The following is a 13,448-nucleotide window of genomic DNA, read 5'->3' on the forward strand; positions in this document are numbered from 1 at the left end:
GACGGTCTCCGATGCGCCTGAGCCGGGGGCCCTCCATGGTGACGCTGCGCTACCGCCTCCGGGCTCGACCGCCTCAGGCGGTGGCCAGCAGCGCTTTGGTCCGGCCGGGATGGTTGGTCGCCACCCAGCTCACGCCGAGATCGGCGCACAACCGCACATCGTCGGCGTCGTCGACGGTCCAGCAGTAGGTGGCGCGGCCCGCCGCGGCCGCCTTGTCCACCAGATCGGGATGCTCACGCAGAGTCTTCACCGACGGGCCGACGGCGGTGGCGCCGACGGTGGTCGCGGCGCTACCGCCCAGGTAGCGCGAGGATTCACCGAGCAGCACCGTCGGCAGCAGCGGGGCCGCCCGCCGGATCCGCCAGACCGCGGTGGCCGCGAACGACATGACCACGGCCCTGGAATGGTCGGCCGAGGCGGGGGTGGCGATGCCGAAGCGTTGGAGTTCGGCGAGCAGTTTGTTTTCCACCAGCGCGCCGTAGCGCACCGGATGTTTGGTCTCGATGAACAATTTGGTCGGGCGGCTGCGCCAGTCGAGCACGAGGCCGATCAGCTCGGCGAGGGTGAGCACCGAGGCCGGCTCGCCCGCGGCGCCGAAGTCCAGCGATTTCAGCTCGTCCAGGGTGAGTTCGCTGACCAGCCCGGTCCCCGAGGACGTGCGGTCGACGGTGCGGTCGTGCACGCACACCAGATGACCGTCCCTGGTCAGCCGGACATCGCATTCGACGCCGTCGGCGCCCTCCTGCAAGGCGAGTTCATAGGCGGCGAGGGTGTGTTCCGGGCGATCCGCGGACGCGCCACGATGCGCGACGACGAATGGTGCGCGATCGGTCTGACTCACTTCGCGACAACCTCCTGCTCCAGATGCTCACGGCCGACCTCGCGGCTCGGCTCCGCTGCCGGTTCCGCATCGTCGACCTCGGCGCGCGCGGCCGCCGTCCCCGGCTGTACCGGCTCGATGACCGGCACCGCCGGATCGGCGGCCATGACCCAGCGATGGGCCATATGGTCGCGACCGCGCAGATCCCGGCCCTCGACGACCCGCACCACCCACAGCGTTGCCACCGCGGCAACGGCGGCAACGGCATCGGTGAACGCGCTGAACAGCACGCCGTCGGCCTCGGCCTGTAGCGAGTCGGCGGTCCGCCAGAACAGGGCGGCCACCGCGCAGGCACCGCCGAACACCCATATCGCCCACCACACGCGCACCGCGCGCAGGGCACGTGGATCCGCGCGGTCGGCCACCATCTCGGTCAGGAAGATACCCGGCCAGAGCAGGTTGACCACCGGGATCACACAGCCGAGCACCAGCGTGCGCGGCGAGCGCGGATCACGCCTGCCGAGCCGGGCGTAGGCGGTATGCCTGGCTTCGATCAACCAGCCGACCGCACCGACGGCCGCAATCAACGCAAGCACCGCGGCGAACAGGGCGGAGGCGTTGACCAGCGCATCGGAGAAATTCAGCAGCAGCGGATCGATCAACTTGGTGCGATTGCGCAACAGCAGCAGATAACGGCCGAGTTCGGCGCCTGCGGCGATGCCGAACATCAGCGCGACACCAACCAGCAGGCCCGGCAGCCAGCCCGCGAGCACACTCAGCGGTCTGCGCGGCGTGGCGGCGGCCCGAGCAGGAACGTCACGCAGACCCCAGCGCGGAATCTGGGTGTAGCGGGGTGTCGGGGTCGGTCCGGTGGCGCCGGGCGCGGCCGCACCGCGCGGACGATGATCGGGCCTGCGGGCGACCCAGCGGTAGTTGCGGCGCTCGGCGGGTGCGTCGATCGGGCCGGGCGAGAGCAGCACGCCACGGCAACGCGGGCACCAGTGCATCGGCGCCGACTGCTGTACGGCCCAGCGCGCGCCGCAGCGCGCACAGGGTTGCACCACCGTACTCAACGTCGCACCTCGCTCTTTCGTCAGTAGATCTTGGGCTCGTGCTCGCCCTCGCCGACCAGCGGGCGACCCGTGCGCTGCCACTCCACCATGCCGCCGACGACGAACACGGCGTCGAATCCGACATGTGTCAGGTACTTGACCGCCTCGATGGACCGGCCGCCCTGTCGACAGATGACGTAGAGCTGGGCGTCGTAATCCAGTTCGTCCAGCCGCGCGGGGATGTCGTCCACCGGGATGTGGATCGCGCCCGGCACGTGGCCGAGCGCCCACTCATCGGGTTCGCGCACATCGAGCAGGATCGCCTCGGCCCGCTGGGCCGCGGCGCGTGCGCTGTCGTCGAACGCACCTGGCACCTCGTGCAGCGGTACCGTCGGGACCTCGGAGCTCGTCACGTGTTCGATCCTGCCATGCGTGCCGTACGATCGCGGACTTCCGTGCCCGACCACCGATGAGGACACCGATGCCCCGCCCGCACCGGGCGCAGCGGGCTCCGCGTAGGTTATGCCGCGCCACCGCCGCACCGATGCCCCGATTTCCGGGGGCATGTGGATGGATCGGTGTAGTTATCCACAGATTCCACAACCTGATCCACAGGGGTCGGCTATCGGTGAGCGCACCGCCCACAGGGAGACGCTATCGGGTGTCTCATCAGCGTGATCACGGTTGGGCGGGTTGCGAACGACCGATCCGGGACTCCCCTCCAGCCATCCCGGAGCGGTCATCCGCCGCCTCTTCGGGAGCTGCGCCGTCGAAGCTCCCGACATGTACTTGGACGGAAGCAACCCGGATTCGGTTCCATAAAAAAACGACAACGCTAGCGAAAACTTGAAATGCGCCGATCTGGGCGGCGATCTCGGTAGCCTGGCGCTATGAACTCGAGCAGGGGGCTACTTGACGGATTGGATACCGCCGGAATCGACACAGCACTGTCGGAGGCCGCGTGCCTCGGTCTCGACGTCGACGCCGCTGCCGGCACACTACGACTCGACCTGGAGGTGCTGACACTTCCGAAACAGGAAAAGCCCTCCGCGGACACCAGGGTCCGCATGACCTTGCACGGCGTCAGCCGGGTCGCGGCCTCGCTGCGCATCCACCGCTGGGACGACGTCGAACCCACCGTGCTGCCGCTCGAGCTGTCCGGGCTCGGCGATGCCATCACCAGTTTCGGCGGCGGCCGGATGCACGGCTGGGAATTCATCGATATCGATGACAGCGGCTGGGCGCTGTGGAGCGAACTGCTGAGCTTCGACACCATGATCGATCAGCGGGTATCGGCGCATGTACTCGAATTCTCCCAGGAGGAAGGCCTCGACCCGCGCGAACTCGACGTCCGCGTCTGGTTCGACACCATCACCATCCAGGACGCCAACGGCAACGAGATCCCGCTGAACGATTTCGTCTCCGGCGGGGTGCGCTGGTGGGAGGCGCACGACGCGGGCGATCCGCGTACCAGGCGTCCGGGCATCGCGCCGCCGCTGTAGCGCTCGCGCGAGTCACCTCTCCCGCCCGACTAGTTCGTCGTACCAGGACGTGGTTCGATGCTACGAGTGCGGTTCCGGCGGTCGTCGGCGCGCGTGACGTGCGCACGTCCCGGCAGCCCGAGTGAGCACCGTCACCGGAATGCCGGGGCATCGGGGCGAGTTGGAACCGATCGGGTGTACGAATGATGGTCGAGAGCGCTCACGAGGTTCGTGAGCGCGCGGCCCGACAAGGAAGGGACATCGTGGCTGAGTACACGCTGCCGGATCTGGATTACGACTACAGCGCCCTGGAACCCCACATCTCCGGGCAGATCAACGAGATTCACCATTCCAAGCACCACGCCGCCTATGTCGCCGGTGTGAACACCGCGCTCGAGAAGCTCGAAGCCGCTCGCGAAGCCGGTGATCACGGCGCCATCTTCCTGAACGAGAAGAACCTCGCGTTCCACCTCGGCGGACACGTCAACCACTCCATCTGGTGGAAGAACCTCTCGCCCAACGGTGGCGACAAGCCGGTCGGCGAGCTGGCCGCCGCCATCGACGACCAGTTCGGTTCGTTCGACAAGTTCCGCGCGCAGTTCACCGCCGCGGCCAACGGCCTCCAGGGTTCGGGTTGGGCGGTGCTCGGCTACGACACCCTCGGCCAGAAGCTGCTGACCTTCCAGCTCTACGATCAGCAGGCCAACGTGCCGCTCGGCATCATCCCGCTGCTCCAGGTCGACATGTGGGAGCACGCGTTCTACTTGCAGTACAAGAACGTCAAGGCCGACTACGTGACCGCGTTCTGGAACGTCGTCAACTGGGCCGACGTGCAGGACCGCTTCGCCAAGGCCGTCGGCCAGGGCAAGGGCCTGATCTTCGGCTGAGAAAGCCACTGCATTGAGTAAGAGGCTCCCCGCCGGATCGGCGGGGAGCCCTTTCGCACGGCGCAGATGCACCGTTACCCCACCTCCACCGGAACCCCACCTCGACCGGAACGCCACCGAACAACGGCCGGTCACACCCCATTTTTCGAGCGAAGCGAGACCGAGCCCCAAAGTTCGCGGCCCGTCTCGCGGCTCCGCTACCCCGGCGCAACCCGATCCCAAGCCCCGTTCGCGTAGACGCTAGACACCCAGGGGCCGCGAACCCGCCGCGCCAGCGGCCAAGGACACTGGCTCTAGCACTCTTTGGTACTTGTGTGCCAGATGGCTTGTGGTTCATCCTTCAATTCCACAGTTCGAGGACGGGCAAAGCCGCCCCCGGTTTCGTGACGGGAGGCATCATGCGCAGTAACGGTCCGATCGGCGTCACGCCGTTCCAGGCCCGCGGATCTCTGTGCGGGTTCGTCATCTCCGGGCGCTGGCCCGACACCACCAAGGAATGGGCGCAGCTGCTGGTGCTCGCGGTGCGGGTGGCCAGCATGCCTGGGCTGCTGTCCACCTCGACGGTCTTCGGGGCGCGCGAGGATCTTCCGGAAGATCCGGAACCCGGCACCGTCGGCCTGGTGCTGGCCGAGGGACCGGTGCTCGGCGAGGCCGCGGTGACGCCGGGAAAGTTTGCCGATCATGTGCCACCCGCTCTGCTGATGCTGCATCCGCCGTCGGAAACCAATCCGTCCCTGCCCGAATGCAGCGGCGCCGCTTCGGGCTGTGTGCTGCTGCCAGGAGTGCCGCATCTCGGGCTCGAACACCGCGCGGCGTGGGCCGAGGCGGAGCTGGACGGGACGGTGACCTCGCTGGTCAGCCGGGTCGGGCTCGATCCGATCAGTGATCCCGATACTGCGGTTCTTGCCATGCTGCTCGCCGCGTAAGGGAACCCGAAAACTACCGCGCGGATCACCAAACTTATTGTGCGCTTTGCGATTTCGGAAGCAGTGAGTTGCCGCGGCGATGCCGGTGCGGGTAGAGTCGGCGGCAGCGAAGGGGAGTAGCCCCCAATCGCGCAGTCGACATACTGATCCACCGCCGCATGCGGCGCGGGTCCGGCTGCGTGAACCGGATCCCATCCGGTGGGCGAGACCTTCGGCCGAGACAACCTTTTCGTTGTCGGCCGGAGGCGTCCCGTTTTCCGACCGACTGGCCGGAGACACGGGAGTACACACCAATGATCGCCACCGTATTGCTGAGCGTCGGCATCGTCTTCCTCGCCGAACTCGGTGACAAGTCCCAGCTGATGGCGCTGACGTTCGCGCTGCGCTATCGCTGGTGGGTGGTCCTCGGCGGTATCGCCACCGCCACGGCCGCGGTGCACGTCATCTCGGTGGCGGTCGGACATTTCCTCGGTGCGGCGCTGCCGACCACCGCCATCGCACTGGTCGCCGCACTCACCTTCCTCGCCGTCGGCATCTGGACGCTGCGCGAACACGTCCATCCCGACGACGAGGACGAAGCGCCCAAGGTCTCCCGCTTCGCCACCGCCGCCCCGTTCTTCGTGGTGCTCTCGGCGTTCCTGCTGGCCGAACTGGGTGATCGCACCATGTTCGCGACCGCGGCGCTGGCCACCGATTACGACTGGGCCGGTGTCTGGCTCGGCTCGACCATCGGCATGGTCGCCGCCGACGCCCTCGCCATCGCCGTCGGCATCCTCGTCGGCAAACATCTGCCCGAACGCGCCATCGGCATCGGTTCGGGCCTGCTGTTCCTGTTCTTCGGCTCGTTGACGCTCACCGGCATTGTGTGGCCGAACCTCGGCACACTGCCGGGAGCCGCCGTGGCCATCGTGATTGCGCTCATTGCGGGGGCGGTGCTGTACGCGTTGATCCGGCGGAACGCGGATACCGCTCGCATCGACGCGGATGCACTCCGCGCGCAGCCGACCGACGAACTGCGGTAGTACCCGTACCGAGCAGGCGGCGCGCCGCACGATCCGCCGTCGCTACTTCAGCAGCGGGAACGCCTGATTCCGATCAATCGCACGCGCCGACCCGACCCATGGCGACCCGCCCACACGCGTCGCCATCGGCCGGGCAGGCCCCGTCAGGCCAGCGCCTGCCCGTACAACTCCCTGCCACGAACGACCAGATCCAGCAGCGGCTCGCGCAATGCGAGCAGCCCCGGCATATCGTCGGCGGCGACCTTGCCGGTGACCATGGCGCCGATGGCGGCGGCCAGGGTCCGGCAGGCGAAACGCTGTTCGGCGGTGCGGGCGTCGAGGACATCGACGATCCGGTCGACGAACAGCGCCTGTAGCTCGACGCGACGCGCGATGGCCGCCGGACCGACCGCGTAGACCTCGACGAGGAACAGTCTCGCGCCCGCCGGATCATCGACCAACTGCCGCAGATAGGTGTCGAGGAGCATGCGCATCCGGTCGACGGGGTCCGGCTCGGGGAGCGTCGGATCGGCGATCGAAGCGTCGGCCTCGGCGATCCGCTCGAGCAGCTGCTGGACGGCGCGCTCGTAGGCGGCCTCGAAACAATCCTCCTTGGAGCGGAACTGTTCGTAGAAGGTCTCCCGCGAGACACCGGCCTTCTTCAGGATCGCCGCGACCGAGGTCCCCACATAGCCGCCCTCGACCATCGCCTCGGCCATCGCCTGCAAGATCCGCTCCCGCTGCGAGGCAACCACCTGCTCTCTCGGCAGACCATGCCTGCCGCGCGGCAGCTGTCGGAGACGGGTGGCCGGGTCGGTCATGCGGGCTACTCCGGTGTTCGGTCGGGCGGGTGCCGATCCATTCTGCTGGTACGCGTCGGCTGTTCGGTCGTGAAGGGTGTCGCTTCGGTGCGGGCGATGCGCAGGGCCTCGGCCACCCCGCGGCGCAACCCGAGGTCGGTGACGCGCTGCGCGATCGGCCGGAACGGCAGGACGAACGCCACCCACCAGGGCGAAACCACCTGGCGGCGGCGCCGCGCGATGGCCCGCTCGACCGCGTCGATCGCCGGAGCCAATGGCGCGACACCGGATACCGAGGCCCGGCCGAGTAGTGAACGCGCGGCTTCGGTGCCGAAGCCGCGCGCGGTCATATCGGTGTCGAGTTCGGCGAAATAGGCGGTGCCCACCTTCGCGCCGGTATGGCGCAGTTCGTGACGCAGGGTGTCGCCGAGTGCCTCGACGCCCGCTTTGGACGCACTGTAGGCGCCGAGCAGGGGCAGGTGGACCGCCGCCGCCAGCGACGAGACCACCAATGCGTAACCGTCCGAATGCGCGATATGCGGACCCGCGGCCCGCACCGTGTAGTACACGCCGAGCACATTGACCGCCAGCGTCTGCTCCATCACCTCGGGATCACCGCCGATGAGCGGCAGTTGTTTGGCCACACCGGCATTGGCGACGACCACATCCAGTCCGCCGAGTTCACCGACGACGGCCGCCACCGCCTCGTCCACCTGCGCGCGGTCGCTCACATCGCAGTAGCGCCACGGGGCACCGCCGCATTCACGCGCCACCTCCGCCAATGCTCCCGATTCCAGTCCGAGCAGCGCCACTCGGGCGCCGTGCGCGGACAACTGCCTGGCCAGCGCGGCTCCGATACCGCGGGCCGCACCGGTGATCAGCACCCGGCGTCCAGCGACCGAGCCACCAAATATCGACGTCATACGGCCGACCGTACCACTTGCGAACATTGATGTTCGTAAATATCGCGCACCGGTGGACGCCGACCGTGGGAGCCGTGATCCGCGCCTCATCCCACACCGGTTAGGGTGCAATTGACGAAGGGCCAACTGGCTTGTCACGAACGAGAGGACCATCGTGGAGATTTCGGGTTCCGCCGCCATTGTCACCGGAGGTGCGTCCGGCCTCGGCGCCGCCACCGCCAAGCGTTTCGCCGAACTGGGCGCCACCGTCTTCGGACTCGACGTGCCGCAATCGATCGAGCGCGCCGGGGACAATGTGCCCGCCGGTGTCACCCTCCTTCCGGCCGATGTGACCAGCAATGACGAGGTCGGCGCCGCGGTGGCGAAGGTCGTCGAATCCGGTGTGCCGCTGCGCATCGTGGTCAACTGCGCCGGTGTCGGCTGGGCCGGTCGCATCCTGTCCAAGAACGGCCCGCACGATCTGGAGCTGTTCCGCACCGTCATCACGGTCAACCTGCTCGGCACCTTCAATGTGATGCGCCTGGCCGCCGACGCCATCGCCAAGACCGATCCGGTCGACGACTACGGCCAGCGCGGCGTCGTCATCAACACCGCCTCGGTCGCCGCGTTCGAGGGCCAGATCGGCCAGATCGCCTACTCGGCATCCAAGGGTGGTGTGCACGGCATGACCGTTCCCGCCGCACGTGACCTGGCCCAGTTCGGCATCCGGGTCAACACCATCGCCCCCGGCATCATCGACACCCCGATGCTTGCCGGTGTCACCGAGGAGTACCGCAAGGGCCTGGAGGCCGGTGTGCCGTTCCCGTCGCGGCTCGGCCGCCCGGACGAGTACGCGCAGCTGTCGCAGTACATCGTCGAGCACGACTACCTCAACGGCGAGACCATCCGCATGGACGGCGCACTGCGCATGGCGCCGCGGTAATCTCGGCGAACCACCACTACGCCCGCTGTTCCGGCCGACCGGGACGGCGGGCGTAGTGCGTTCACCACCGCGTCCACCGCCGCCCGGCCCACCGGTGCCACGACGAGGAGCGGCACCGGTTGACCCTGCGGGCGATCAGCCCGCGCTACCGGTGGCCGGACGGGAACGCCGCTCCTCACACACCCGACGATCGGCGTCGGGACGGTCGTTACCGTTCACACCGCAGCCTTCACGGGTGTAACCGAAGCGGTCATATCCGAAGCGGTCGTAGCCGAAACGGTCGAAGCCGTTGCGGTCGCGGCCCGAACGGTCACGGCCCGAATGGTCGTAACCATTGCGGTCGTAGCCGAAACGGTCATAACCGGAGCGGTCGTAGCCGTGCTGGTCGTAGCCGTGCTGGTCGTACGGGCAGCCGGTGCCCATATCGAATCCGCCGCCCGGGCACGGTTTCGGCGGATTGTGGGTCGGCGCAGGCTGGGTTGTCGGCGCAGGCTGAGTGGTCGGCGCAGGTTGAGTTGTCGGCTCGGCGGACGCAGGCGCGGCAGCAAGCACCGGCGCCAGCGCGATGGCTCCGAGCAGCACGGTCTGTGCCATTGCGCGGCGGATGCTGCGTCTGCGCGTGGTCGTGCTCGACATGTTCGATCTCCTATCCGGTGTGCAGTGCGCACACTTCAGACCGAGCTATCGCTGTCGATACCGAGGTATTACAAACCGCAGCACAATAAAGTGCGGTTCACCCCTTACGAGCTGCGCAGCGGCCGACCGATTCCGCCGCGACACACGGTAGCCGAAAGGTAGCTACAGACGGGCGAGGGCGGCATCCGCGATACCGCCCTCGCCCTACCGGATGACCGATCAGAGCGTGCGGGTGAGCCGATCGGTGAGGATGTGCGCGAACTTCGCCGGATCCTTCAACTCGCCGCCCTCGGCAAGCACGGCCGTGCCGTACAGCAATTCGGCGGTCTCGGTGAGTTCGGGAACCTTACCCTCGTCGGCGTCCTGCTTGCGGGTGTCATAGGCCTCGCGCAGCCCGGTCACCAGCGGATGGGTCGGATTGAGTTCCAGGATCCGCTTGGACTCCGGCAGCGCCTGGCCCGAGGCCCGGTACATCCGCTCCAGCATGGGGGTGAAGTCGAAGACATCGCCGACCAGGCAGGCCGGTGAGGTGGTGAGCCGGTTGGTCAGGCGCACCTCCTTGACGCTGTCCTCGAGGGTCTTGCCCAGCCAGGTCAGCAGTTCGGCGTAGTCCTTGTCCTGCTGCTCACGCAGCTGCTCGGACTCCTTCTTCTCCTCCTCGGTCTCCAGATCCACCTCGCCCTTGGCGATCGAGACGAACGGCTTGCCGTCGAACTCCGGCACCGAACCGACCCACATCTCATCGACCGGATCGGTGAGGATCAGCACCTCGAGACCCTTGGCCAGGAAGGCCTCCAGATGCGGCGAACTCTCCACCTGCTGGCGCGATTCGCCGGTCATGTAGTAGATCGAGTCCTGACCGTCCTTCATCCGCTCCACATACTGTGCGAGCGTGGTCAGCTCGGAGTCGGAGTCGGTCGATGCGAACGACGAGACCGCGAGGATGGTGTCGCGGTTGTCGAAGTCCGACAGCAGACCCTCCTTGAGGACGCGACCGAACTCGCGCCAGAAGGTCTGGTACTTGTCCTGCTCCTCGGCGCCCTGGATGTCCTTGACCGTGGACAGCACCTTCTTCACCAGGCGCTTGCGGATCATCTGGATCTGGCGGTCCTGCTGCAAGATCTCGCGCGAGACATTGAGCGAGAGGTCCTGCGCGTCCACCACACCCTTGATGAAGCGCAGGTACTCCGGCATCAGCTCTTCGCAGTTGTCCATGATGAACACCCGCTTGACGTAGAGCTGCACACCGCGCTTGTGCTCGCGGGTGAACAGATCGAACGGCGCCTGCGAGGGGATGAACAGCAGCGCCTGATATTCGAAGGTGCCCTCGGCCTTGAGCGGGATGGTCTCGAGCGGCTCGTCCCAGGCATGGCTGACATGCTTGTAGAACTCGTGGTACTCCTCGTCGCTGACCTCGCTCTTGGGGCGGGTCCACAGCGCCTTCATGGAGTTGAGCGTCTGCTCTTCGACGATCGTCTTCTCTTGTTTGTCCTCGCCCTCACCCTCGGTGACGGTGCGCTCCACCTGCATGCGGATGGGCCAGGCGATGAAATCGGAGTACTTCTTGACGATCTCGCGGAGCTTCCACTCCTTGGTGTAGTCGAAGAGGTGATCGTCCTCGTCGGCGGCCTTGAGCTGCAAGGTCACCGCGGTCCCCGGCGGGGCGTCCTCGACGGTCTCGATGCTGTAGGTGGAGCTGCCCGCCTCGGCGACCCACCGGGTCCCCTCGGCTTCCCCGGCGCGGCGGGTGGTCAGGGTGACCTTGTCGGCGACCATGAAGGTCGAATAGAAGCCGATACCGAACTGGCCGATCAGCTCCTCGGCCGCGGCTTCGGACTTGGCCTCGCTGAGTTGTTTGCGCAGCGCGGCGGTGCCCGATTTGGCGAGGGTGCCGATCAGATCCACCACCTCGGCGCGCGACATGCCGATGCCGTTGTCCCGGACCGTCAGGACCCGTTCGTCGGTGTCGACCTCCAGCTCGATGTGCAGATCGGAGGTGTCGACATGCAGGTCCTTGTCCCTATAGGACTCCAGCCGCAGCTTGTCCAGCGCGTCGGAAGCGTTCGAGATCAGCTCCCGCAGGAACGTGTCTTTGTTGGAGTAGACCGAGTGGATCATCAGCTCGAGCAGCTGATGGGTTTCGGCCTGGAACTCGAGGTGTTCGACGTGCTCTGTCACGCCGAGATGATACCGCCGCCGGTGACAGCCCCCGATACCCGCGCGAAATCGGCGAGCGCCGGAACCTCCAGATCGGCGCGATGTGGGCCGGGCACCCGCGGATTCATCCATTCCCGCAGCACCATGGTGGCGCGCACATCGTCCTCGTTGTATTCGAGCAGCCGGGTGCGCTGGGTGAGATCGGGTTCGCCGTCATAGCCGACGGCCAGCCGATACCAGCTCATCGACGCCTCACCATTGGCCTCGGAATCGCGCCAGGAGAAACCGGCGACGGGCGCGATCTTCTTCAGGCCCTTGCCGTTCGGGCAGATGAACTGCTCGGTGACCGCCTGGAACATATCGACCCACTGCGGCGAATCGACGAAGGCGCGCACCTGCTCCACCGTCGGCACTCCCGGCTTACCCGCGAACCTGCGGGCCGACTCGTAGAGCCATTTGTCCTCAGCGGTGCGCGAGTAGCAGTAGGCGGCAAAGGTTTTGCCCGCGGCAACGGTCTCGGCGCGTACCCGCATCAGCCAGGTCCAGAATTCGCCGAAGGAGCGGCCCTCGTCCTCGGTGGGCAGCGGATCCCAGGTGACGAACGGGCGGTACACCCCGTCCAGCAGGGTGCCCCACAGATAGGCGCCGAATTCCTGGAAGCTCTCCAGATCCACGTCGACCTCGACATCGGCCCGGCGCACCCGCACCTGCTCGAACCTGCGCACCAGCGGCGCACCGGCGATCCAGGCGCGTGCGGTGACCACCGCCTCGTCGAACGGGCCGTGCTGCCAGTCCTCGGGTTCGGGGCCCGACCAGGCCGCCAGATCGTCGATGGTGCGCACACCGTGCCCGTGCAGCACATCCGCGCGTGAACCGGGCGCGACCAGGCTCACGTCGCGGTGGTCGATCAACCAGCCCTCACAGCCGCGGCCGTCGGCGCCGCCGCGGGTCCACCACGGGCACTGCCTGCATTCGGGCACCTTGGACGGCACCGTCGGCAGTTCACCGCGCACCACGGCGATCCGGTCGGCGTAGCGCTTGTCGTAATCGGCGAGCACATGGGTGAGGTCGTGCACGAGGATGCGGTCGAAATGGAAGCCGATCACCCCGCCGACCAGGGCCGGGCTGGCCAGGCCGTGCCGCTGCAACATGCGATACAGATGCGCGAGACGTTGCTGATCGCGCGGCTGCTGACGCAGTTTGCGATGCGGATCTGGTTGCGGATCCCAGTGATAGAGGTCGGAGGTGGTCGGGTGGAACTCCGCCGGTTCGGGCTGCCGGGGATCGGTGACCTTGTGGTTGACCACGATCACCGGGATATAGCCGCCGCGGTCGAGATCACGCATCAGGATCTCGGCGCCGCCACGCCGTCCGGTATCGGGCTCCTGCGGCAACAGTCCACCCCAGATGTACAAGGCGCCCGCGGCGCAGGCCCGCAGGGTGGATTCGGCCCGCTCCCCCGCACGAAGCAGTGGATCGATCACCACCCACTGCTCCGGGCGCGCACCGACCAGCGCGTTACGCACCCGTTCGCGGTGCGCGACGGCCGCGTCGCGGCGCTGCTGGACGCCGGGATCCTCCCGGACACCGGCCAGCATCTCGGGATGGGCGGCGTTCATGTTCAGCCGATGCCTGCACCCGATCAGACTCCTGGCGTCGAGAAACGCGGTCGCGGCGACGGCGGACCGATTCTGTTCGGTTCCCTCGCCCACTTCACGACCCTCTCGGTCGGCACTGCCCGGATGCACGTAAGCAGTATGGTCCCTACCCCCGACAGATCCACGAATCGTCGGTGCGGCCGCCCGCGATCGGACCGCCGCCCTCGCAGCGAGCGGCCACGACC

The 13,448-nt window shown here is 67.3% G+C and carries 13 protein-coding genes; 5 read left to right on the forward strand and 8 right to left on the reverse strand.

Annotated elements, in window-relative coordinates; all coding sequences use genetic code 11:
- Positions 1 to 73 precede the first annotated feature (73 nt).
- Genes QH168_RS26235 through QH168_RS26245 form a run of 3 tightly spaced genes read right to left on the reverse strand, consistent with a single transcriptional unit; the run spans position 74 to position 2,285 of the window.
- Entirely contained in the window at positions 74 to 841 is a 768-nt protein-coding gene (locus QH168_RS26235) for a glycerophosphodiester phosphodiesterase (protein WP_280468559.1), read from the reverse strand.
- A complete protein-coding gene (locus QH168_RS26240; protein ID WP_280468923.1) occupies positions 838 to 1,884 on the reverse strand; it encodes a DUF4328 domain-containing protein in 1,047 nt (348 codons plus the stop codon). Before QH168_RS26240 ends, QH168_RS26235 begins: the two co-directional genes overlap by 4 nt.
- A gap of 29 nt (positions 1,885 to 1,913) precedes the next feature.
- Positions 1,914 to 2,285, reverse strand: coding sequence for a rhodanese-like domain-containing protein (locus QH168_RS26245; RefSeq protein WP_280468561.1), 372 nt, complete (start codon positions 2,283 to 2,285; stop codon positions 1,914 to 1,916).
- A gap of 477 nt (positions 2,286 to 2,762) precedes the next feature.
- Between QH168_RS26245 and QH168_RS26250 the strand changes: the two genes are divergently transcribed.
- From QH168_RS26250 to QH168_RS26265, 4 genes are all read left to right on the forward strand, one after another.
- On the forward strand, positions 2,763 to 3,374 hold the full coding sequence (locus tag QH168_RS26250) for a hypothetical protein (protein ID WP_280468563.1): 612 nt from the start codon (positions 2,763 to 2,765) through the stop codon (positions 3,372 to 3,374).
- Positions 3,375 to 3,616: 242 nt separating this feature from the next.
- Entirely contained in the window at positions 3,617 to 4,240 is a 624-nt protein-coding gene (locus QH168_RS26255) for a superoxide dismutase (protein WP_280468565.1), read from the forward strand.
- 398 nt (positions 4,241 to 4,638) lie between these two features.
- Positions 4,639 to 5,166, forward strand: a complete 528-nt coding sequence (locus QH168_RS26260) for a peptidase (RefSeq protein WP_280468566.1) — start codon at positions 4,639 to 4,641, stop codon at positions 5,164 to 5,166.
- 293 nt (positions 5,167 to 5,459) lie between these two features.
- Positions 5,460 to 6,188, forward strand: coding sequence for a TMEM165/GDT1 family protein (locus tag QH168_RS26265; protein ID WP_280468568.1), 729 nt, complete (start codon positions 5,460 to 5,462; stop codon positions 6,186 to 6,188).
- A gap of 143 nt (positions 6,189 to 6,331) precedes the next feature.
- Here QH168_RS26265 and QH168_RS26270 read toward each other — a convergent pair whose 3' ends face one another.
- Positions 6,332 to 6,988 (reverse strand): TetR/AcrR family transcriptional regulator, encoded by a 657-nt coding sequence (locus QH168_RS26270; RefSeq protein WP_280468570.1) that lies wholly within the window; start codon positions 6,986 to 6,988, stop codon positions 6,332 to 6,334.
- Positions 6,989 to 6,993: 5 nt separating this feature from the next.
- Complete coding sequence (locus tag QH168_RS26275) at positions 6,994 to 7,890, reverse strand: SDR family NAD(P)-dependent oxidoreductase (RefSeq protein ID WP_280468571.1); 897 nt, start codon at positions 7,888 to 7,890, stop codon at positions 6,994 to 6,996.
- A 154-nt stretch (positions 7,891 to 8,044) separates the two neighbouring features.
- Here QH168_RS26275 and QH168_RS26280 point away from each other — a divergent pair, with 154 nt between their 5' ends.
- On the forward strand, positions 8,045 to 8,812 hold the full coding sequence (locus QH168_RS26280; RefSeq protein ID WP_280468572.1) for an SDR family NAD(P)-dependent oxidoreductase: 768 nt from the start codon (positions 8,045 to 8,047) through the stop codon (positions 8,810 to 8,812).
- Positions 8,813 to 8,947: 135 nt separating this feature from the next.
- Here QH168_RS26280 and QH168_RS26285 read toward each other — a convergent pair whose 3' ends face one another.
- From QH168_RS26285 to QH168_RS26295, 3 genes are all read right to left on the reverse strand, one after another.
- Positions 8,948 to 9,448 (reverse strand): hypothetical protein, encoded by a 501-nt coding sequence (locus QH168_RS26285; protein WP_280468573.1) that lies wholly within the window; start codon positions 9,446 to 9,448, stop codon positions 8,948 to 8,950.
- A 219-nt stretch (positions 9,449 to 9,667) separates the two neighbouring features.
- Positions 9,668 to 11,626 carry a molecular chaperone HtpG gene (gene htpG / locus QH168_RS26290; protein WP_280468574.1) on the reverse strand — a complete coding sequence of 653 codons (1,959 nt, stop codon included), beginning with the start codon at positions 11,624 to 11,626 and terminating at the stop codon, positions 9,668 to 9,670.
- On the reverse strand, positions 11,623 to 13,224 hold the full coding sequence (locus tag QH168_RS26295) for a TM0106 family RecB-like putative nuclease (RefSeq protein WP_280468924.1): 1,602 nt from the start codon (positions 13,222 to 13,224) through the stop codon (positions 11,623 to 11,625). The genes htpG and QH168_RS26295 overlap by 4 nt, the downstream gene beginning before the upstream one ends.
- Positions 13,225 to 13,448: the final 224 nt, after the last annotated feature.

This window comes from Nocardia cyriacigeorgica, from assembly GCF_029868385.1.
GTDB classification, from domain to species: domain Bacteria; phylum Actinomycetota; class Actinomycetes; order Mycobacteriales; family Mycobacteriaceae; genus Nocardia; species Nocardia cyriacigeorgica_F.

Coding starts and splice junctions, on each gene's coding strand:
- QH168_RS26250 (WP_280468563.1), top strand. CDS start 2,763: ATGAACTCGAGCAGGGGGCTACTTGACGGATTGGATACCGCCGGAATC.
- QH168_RS26260 (WP_280468566.1), top strand. CDS start 4,639: ATGCGCAGTAACGGTCCGATCGGCGTCACGCCGTTCCAGGCCCGCGGA.
- QH168_RS26265 (WP_280468568.1), top strand. CDS start 5,460: ATGATCGCCACCGTATTGCTGAGCGTCGGCATCGTCTTCCTCGCCGAA.
- QH168_RS26270 (WP_280468570.1), bottom strand. CDS start 6,988: ATGACCGACCCGGCCACCCGTCTCCGACAGCTGCCGCGCGGCAGGCAT.
- QH168_RS26275 (WP_280468571.1), bottom strand. CDS start 7,890: ATGACGTCGATATTTGGTGGCTCGGTCGCTGGACGCCGGGTGCTGATC.
- QH168_RS26285 (WP_280468573.1), bottom strand. CDS start 9,448: ATGTCGAGCACGACCACGCGCAGACGCAGCATCCGCCGCGCAATGGCA.
- QH168_RS26295 (WP_280468924.1), bottom strand. CDS start 13,224: ATGAACGCCGCCCATCCCGAGATGCTGGCCGGTGTCCGGGAGGATCCC.